The following is a 6,567-nucleotide window of genomic DNA, read 5'->3' on the forward strand; positions in this document are numbered from 1 at the left end:
TGCTGGCAAGGATATTCCGGTTCGACAGGCCAACAGCCCCGGCAAGGGCCCCCAACTTGATAAGATTGCGACGGCTGATCGACATGACTCGCTTCCGAAAAGGACGATGGAGCGTCCAGAATGGGTGGTCCGGGTCCAGCCGCAATGGACGTGCCCGGGAAACCTCGCCAAAGCGTCGCGCGAAACCCGACTCATCCTACAGTGCCATCCGTCCTGTTTGCCGAAAGTAACGGCATCCTGACTCTGGCCGTACTTGATCAACCATATGAAACCGGTCGCGCTCGTGGAGCGGCGACTCCAATTCCCTTCCATTTCCAGCAGTACACCATGGCTTTGATTGAAATTCGCAAGCTCGACTACAGTGTCGGCGGTCCCCTTTTGCTTGATGGCGTCGAGTTCGCGCTGGAACCACGTGAGCGTGTCTGCGTGGTCGGCCGCAATGGTGCAGGCAAGTCGACCCTGCTCAAGTTGCTGGATGGAGAACTGCGCCCCGATGACGGTGAGGTTCGGGTATCCCCCGGCGTGGTTGTCGCGCGTCTGGCTCAGGAAGTGCCGCAAGGTACCGAAGGAACGATATTCGATGTCGTGGCGACCGCGCTTGGCGAGATCGGCAAGCTGCTCGGTGAATACCACCATCTCATTCATCATCTGGTCGACGACAGCGACATGCGCGCGCTGTCGGATGTCCAGTCGCGTATCGAGGCAGCCAATGGCTGGGACCTTGATCGGCGGGTGACCCAGGTCCTGACAAAGCTCGAATTGCCCGAGGACGAGGAATTCTCCGCTCAATCCGGCGGCATGAAGCGACGCGTGCTGCTGGCCCAGGCATTGGTGCTGGATCCGGATGTCCTGCTTCTCGACGAGCCGACCAATCATCTCGATATCGAGGCGATTGCGTGGCTGGAAGAGTTCCTGAAAAATTTTGCCGGCAGCGTGATCTTCATCACCCATGACCGTCGCTTCGTACGCGCGCTGGCTACACGCATCATCGAAATCGACCGTGGCAGCCTGACCAGTTGGCCTGGCGACTACGAGAACTACCTTCGTCGTCGCGAGGAACGCTTGCACGCCGAAGCACAGGCCAATGCGTTGTTTGACAAGAAACTGGCGCAGGAGGAAGTCTGGATTCGCCAGGGCATCAAGGCTCGCCGGACACGTGACGAAGGGCGCGTGCGCCGACTGGAAGCCATGCGGCGTGATCGAAGCGATCGACGCAGTCAGGCTGGCAACGTGCGCATGCAGGCTGGTAGCGCACAGAATTCGGGTCGAAAGGTCATCGAGGCGAAAGGCATCACCTATTCCATTCCTGGTCGCACGCTGATCAAGGACTTCTCGACCCTGGTCATGCGCGGCGATCGAATCGGTCTGATCGGACCAAACGGTTCAGGCAAGACCACCCTGATTCGTTTGCTGCTCGGCCAGCTGGAGCCGCAGGCCGGCGAGGTCATCATCGGCACCCAACTGGAAATCGCGTACTTCGATCAGCATCGTGCGCAGTTGCGCGAGGACATGAGTGCACTCGACAACGTTGCCGATGGCCGCGAATTCATCGAGATCAATGGCGCGCGCAAGCACGCCATTGGCTATCTGCAGGATTTTCTGTTCACCCCTGAGCGTGCCCGTGCGCCGATTTCCGCGCTCTCGGGTGGGGAGCGCAACCGACTTTTGCTGGCTCGCCTGTTTGCCAAGCCATCCAATCTGCTGGTGATGGATGAACCCACCAACGACCTGGATGTCGAGACCCTCGAATTGCTCGAGGAGCTTTTGGTCGACTACGCCGGAACCTTGCTCCTGGTTTCGCACGATCGCGAATTCCTCGACAATGTAGTCACCAGCACGCTCGCTCTCGAGGGCGAGGGCAGGGTGGGTGAATACGTTGGCGGCTATGAAGAATGGCTGCGTCAGCGGCCACAGGCGATGTCGATGCGCCCCCGCAACGAAGCGTCGGCCGCGGCTGCTTCGCCACTGGCGCCGGTGCCGGCAAAACGAAAACTTGCCTACAAGGAAATGCGCGAGCTCGAGTCACTGCCGGCAATCATCGAAAAACTCGAAACGCGAATTTCCGAATTGACTTCAGCCATGAATGAACCTGCGTACTTCAAGCAGTCCGCGGAAGCCATCGTCGAGGCGAACGAGACGATGGCAAAAGTGCAGGCTGAGCTGGACAGCGCCTACGCGCGCTGGCAGGAGCTGGAGGCGACCGGCAAGCAGGCCTGAGCATGGCTTGCCTCCGGGTGCCGGGTTCGCATCAGTTTCCGGTTGTGCCTATGGTTGTGCTGCCCAGCGCTCGTACTCGGATTTCGAGATTTCCCCGTCCTCATCGCTGTCGGCCTTGAGGAAGTCATTGGCAAGCAGCTTGTAGCTGCTGGCTTCGTCCTTGCTCAGGCTCGCATCGCCATTCCGATCAAGGTCGGCGAAAGCGGGCGCTGGCCCTGAAGGGGTATAGCCGGTACCAGCACTGCGCACAGTGACCGTCGTTTCGGGAGGCGGCTGGACCGCTTGCAATTCTGCTTGGGCCGAAGCGCTGGCCATGACGCTGATACCGAGCAACAGCGTGGTACAGATAGCTGGAGCCTTCATGTCGGCAATCCTCATGTCTTCAGAGGCCTATTGTGATCCTGCCGTATTAACGTTGTTGGAACAGGGGTTTGCTGTAGCCTAGGCTGCTGAATCAACACTCAAATTGCGAGGTTTCCATGACGACAGCCTACGACTTTTCCGCACGTGATATCGATGGCAACGAACAGCCACTCTCGAAGTTCAAGGGCGAAGCCCTGCTGATAGTGAATGTGGCTTCGAAATGCGGTTTCACCCCGCAGTACACCGGCCTCGAAGCAATGCACAAACAATTCAAGGACAAGGGCTTCGAAGTGCTGGGGTTTCCGTGTGACCAGTTTGGAAATCAGGAGCCCGGGGACGAAGCGGAGATCAAGAATTTCTGCTCGCTCACCTATGACGTGAGCTTTCCGATGTTTGCCAAGGTCGATGTGAACGGAAGCGGAACCCATCCGTTGTATGAGTGGCTCAAGAAGGAGAAATCCGGGTTGCTCGGCATCGGTGCAATCAAATGGAATTTCACCAAGTTCCTGGTCGACAAGGAAGGCAATGTGATCAAGCGCTATGCGCCGACCGACAAGCCCGAGGATATCGGCAAGGATGTGGCGAAGTTGCTGGGTTGATCCGGGATCTGCTTCTTTCTCTCCTCCCCTGAGTGGAAAGGGCTTCAGGACCTGTTGCTTCTGGATCTAGCTTCCCCTGACAAGCCGATTCGGGACGCTAGTGTTCCAAATCGCCGTCGTGCAGAGGGGAGCGGGGTATCGAGGCAGCCGGAGTGAACTCGACCGTCGCGGCCTCGGGTAGTGTCTTGCGCCAACTATCCAGTTTCGATTCGATACTGCGTGAGCTGGCTATCTGCGGTTCGGAACGCTTCTCTTCCTGATCGCGCTCCTCCCAGGCATCGACCTTTGCCTTGGCCAGATCGAACGCTTCGCGCAAGGAGCGCGTTTCGTTGAGTGCCTCGGCCAGAAACGCCTTTCCGAAATAGGTGATTTCTGATTCCGTTCCGCAGCCAAACGATGTGCGATCGCTGCGCGCCGCGGTGATGACCATGGTGGAGTCGTCGCGCAGGGCATCGATGAATCCGCCTGAATAACATGCGTTGACGATCATCACCTTCCAGCGCATCGATGGCTCTGTTTCCAGTGTTTCGGCCAGAGCCTCCGGACTGATCTGGTTCAGTGGCAAGGGATCCATCGAAACGTACAAGTCGTGCTCGCGCGAGCCGTGCGATGTCAGGTAAAGCATGAGGATGTCTTCGGCGGGATCCATGCGTTCGGCTATGGCCGTCAGCGCGAGTCGCAAATTGGTCAACGTGGCCAGCGGACGCGTTTCCACCGTTGCCGGATTGTTTTCAAGCACGAGTACGTGGCCGCTTGCATCGAAGCGCTGGGAGAACAGTTGTTCGACGAATTCCACCTCATTGCGAAATACATCTTCTCCACCGTCTCCAGCGAATGCGACGACGAAAAGGTTGGGCTTGCCTGGTTGACGGGGCGTCAGGCTATCGATCGCTGATTGAAGGAGCCGAGGCTGTGCATAAATGACGGCCTCAGGATCGAAGCTGACAAGAAATTCGCCATTTTCATCGGCGCTCCCGTCGAAGCCCGTTCCGCTGATCTGATCCGCATCATCTTGCATCCAGCCAGCCGAGAGATCGGTTTCGACCTGTACGATCACGCTTGCGTTGGGCAACCACCACCAGGGTGCGGCGGACACTGCGTAGGCGAGCATCGCGGCAAGAATCGACCGGAATAGACGCTTTGGCGCCAACCAGGTGGCGAGGCGGAGCAGGACTGGAAACCACCACAGAAAGGACAGCCAGGCGACGAACATCGACATGGCATCGAGGCCATTCCGATAGAGCCAGCTGGCCAGAGACATCAGGGGCCAATGGACCAGAACCGACGTCATCGCAGTAGCAAACACGGCGATCGAGGCGACACCCCAGGTAATGTGCTTCCGGCCAGAGAACCAGACCAGAACCCAGGCAGCCGCCAGAGTCAGCATCGTGTCGGAAAGAATGACCAGGAGCCCCCAGCCCTGAATCTCTCGGGGTCCCTCGCTACTCAGGTACGCACCCAGCGACTCCAGCAACAGGTAGGCCAGCAGTGCCACGAGAAAGGTGCTTGCACTTGCGAGCGCTGGATTTCCGCGTGGTCGGAGCAGCAGGGTCGCGCGAATTCCATCGCGCAGGGCTCTCTGGATAACCGTCATGCGTTCAGGAAACGTCGACTTCGACGCTGTCGAAATCGACGGCGCAAGGGTGTTGCGAATCAGCAGGACATCCTTCCGTGCCGCGCGCGAGGAGTGTTGTCTGCATGCCTGCCAATCGTGCGGCATCAAGCTCCTCGACAATGTCCGAGAGGAACAGGATGTCGGTCGCTGGCAGGTCGATTGCTGTGGCGATACGCGTGTAGGACGCGCTATCGCGCTTGGCACCCGTCTCGGTATCGAAGTATCCGGAGAGAATAGGGGTCAGGTCACCCGATTCGGTATTCGCGAAGAGCAATTTCTGGGCGGGAACCGATCCTGATGAATAGATATAGATCGGCAGACCGATTGCATGCCAGGCATGCATGCGTCTGGCAGCATCTTCGTAGATGTGCGCGCGAAAATCGCTGTCGCGGTAGCCATCTGCCCAGATCATGCCTTGCAATGCCTTTAGCGCGGTGGACTTGCGATCGCTGTCAATCCAGCCGATCAGAAGGTCGATCATTTCCTGTTCGCTGGCAGAAACAAGGCCGGCTTCGCGAGCCGCCTCATGCAGCCAATGCTGCACTTCGGGCTTGTCCTCATGGGTGACGACGAACGCGGGCAGTCGTTCCCTGGAATAGGGGAAAAGAACATCCTTCACGAAGCTGATTGAGCTGGTCGTGCCTTCGATGTCAGTGAGAATGGCTCGTATTTTTGGCATGTCGGCAATACCGGAGGCGAGTTGAGTGGAAATCGTAGCAGGCAAGGGATGCGGATGTGGCCTGAGCTGAACATTGCTGTCAGTGCTCACCCGCTCTTGTCGGTCTTGCAGTGGTCAGGAACCCGCAGGCAATGCCCTGGTCGCTGGCCTTGCGTGCTCGTCAGCGGGAGGCGATGGACTCAGGTGGCGGCATGCGTGGGAATTTCAGCGCAATCTCGTCGCCGGTGAATTCAGCTACCCAACCAGCGGGATTGTTGAACAGGCGAATGGCCACGAAGTAGGGAGACTCGCTCATGTCGAACCAGTGACGGGTGCCATCTGGAACTCCGATCAGGTCGCCTTGCTCGCAGAGCACGTCATAGACCTTGCCTTCGATATGCAAGGTGAACTGACCCGACCCCGCTACGAAAAATCGCACCTCATCCTCGGCATGGGTATGTTCGCTGAGGAACTTCTGGCGCAGGGCGGCACGCTCCGGGTGATCAGGTGTCAGGCTGACCACGTCGACCGTCGTGTAGCCTTCCTCGCGCATGAGACGTTCAATGTCTTCACGATAGGCATCGATGACCTCGTCCTGGGTTGCCCCGGGCTTGATTGGCCGGGACGCCTCCCATTGTTCGAAACGCACGCCGACCAGTTTCAATGCGTTGGCGATCCCGGCATGCGTGGCATGGGTTTCAAGCGGGATCGCTCCGTCGTCCTCGGCAAAGATTCGAAGTCGGCTCATGGTGACAATCTCCTCAGGTCCAGCTCGCAGTTGAGCAGGAATTCGAAGGCTTCAAGATGGCGACGGGCTTCGGCCATATCAACGCCCCACGCATAAATGCCGTGTCCGTTGATCAGGTAACCATGCAAGGGCTTTCCGGCATCCAGCCAGGCGTCAATCTGGTCGACGAGGACGCTCATGTCCTGCGTATTTGGAAACACGGGCAGGTCGAGTACGCCTTCATGCGTGTCGTGGCCAGAAATGGCCTTCTGCAGTTCCCAGCCTTCGAAGCTGACTCCGCCGGCATCGGCGAAAAGACGGGAGGCCACACTCTGCGCGCGTGAATGGGTATGCAGCACCGCACCGGCTCCTGGAAAGCGTCGGTAGA

General features: G+C 58.5%; 7 protein-coding genes. 2 read left to right on the plus strand and 5 right to left on the minus strand.

Annotated elements, in window-relative coordinates:
* The first annotated feature begins 327 nt into the window (after positions 1–327).
* Positions 328–2,217, plus strand: a complete 1,890-nt coding sequence (locus tag WBP53_RS14320; RefSeq protein ID WP_423930074.1) for an ATP-binding cassette domain-containing protein — start codon at positions 328–330, stop codon at positions 2,215–2,217.
* A 48-nt stretch (positions 2,218–2,265) separates the two neighbouring features.
* Here WBP53_RS14320 and WBP53_RS14325 read toward each other — a convergent pair whose 3' ends face one another.
* A complete protein-coding gene (locus WBP53_RS14325) occupies positions 2,266–2,580 on the minus strand; it encodes a hypothetical protein (RefSeq protein ID WP_423930076.1) in 315 nt (104 codons plus the stop codon).
* Between the two features lie 116 nt (positions 2,581–2,696).
* Here WBP53_RS14325 and WBP53_RS14330 point away from each other — a divergent pair, with 116 nt between their 5' ends.
* Positions 2,697–3,179, plus strand: coding sequence for a glutathione peroxidase (locus tag WBP53_RS14330; RefSeq protein WP_423930078.1), 483 nt, complete (start codon positions 2,697–2,699; stop codon positions 3,177–3,179).
* 97 nt (positions 3,180–3,276) lie between these two features.
* Here WBP53_RS14330 and WBP53_RS14335 read toward each other — a convergent pair whose 3' ends face one another.
* From WBP53_RS14335 to WBP53_RS14350, 4 genes are all read right to left on the minus strand, one after another.
* Entirely contained in the window at positions 3,277–4,773 is a 1,497-nt protein-coding gene (locus tag WBP53_RS14335) for a C13 family peptidase (protein WP_423930080.1), read from the minus strand.
* Positions 4,774–4,777: 4 nt separating this feature from the next.
* A complete protein-coding gene (gene mtnC, locus WBP53_RS14340) occupies positions 4,778–5,473 on the minus strand; it encodes an acireductone synthase (protein WP_423930082.1) in 696 nt (231 codons plus the stop codon).
* A gap of 160 nt (positions 5,474–5,633) precedes the next feature.
* Positions 5,634–6,200, minus strand: a complete 567-nt coding sequence (locus tag WBP53_RS14345; protein ID WP_423930084.1) for a 1,2-dihydroxy-3-keto-5-methylthiopentene dioxygenase — start codon at positions 6,198–6,200, stop codon at positions 5,634–5,636.
* On the minus strand, positions 6,197–6,567 hold a 371-nt coding region (locus WBP53_RS14350), incomplete at its 5' end, for a class II aldolase/adducin family protein (protein ID WP_423930086.1). The genes WBP53_RS14345 and WBP53_RS14350, both read right to left, overlap by 4 nt.

Source organism: Dokdonella sp. (assembly GCF_049593775.1).
Taxonomy (GTDB): Bacteria; Pseudomonadota; Gammaproteobacteria; order Xanthomonadales; family Rhodanobacteraceae; genus Dokdonella.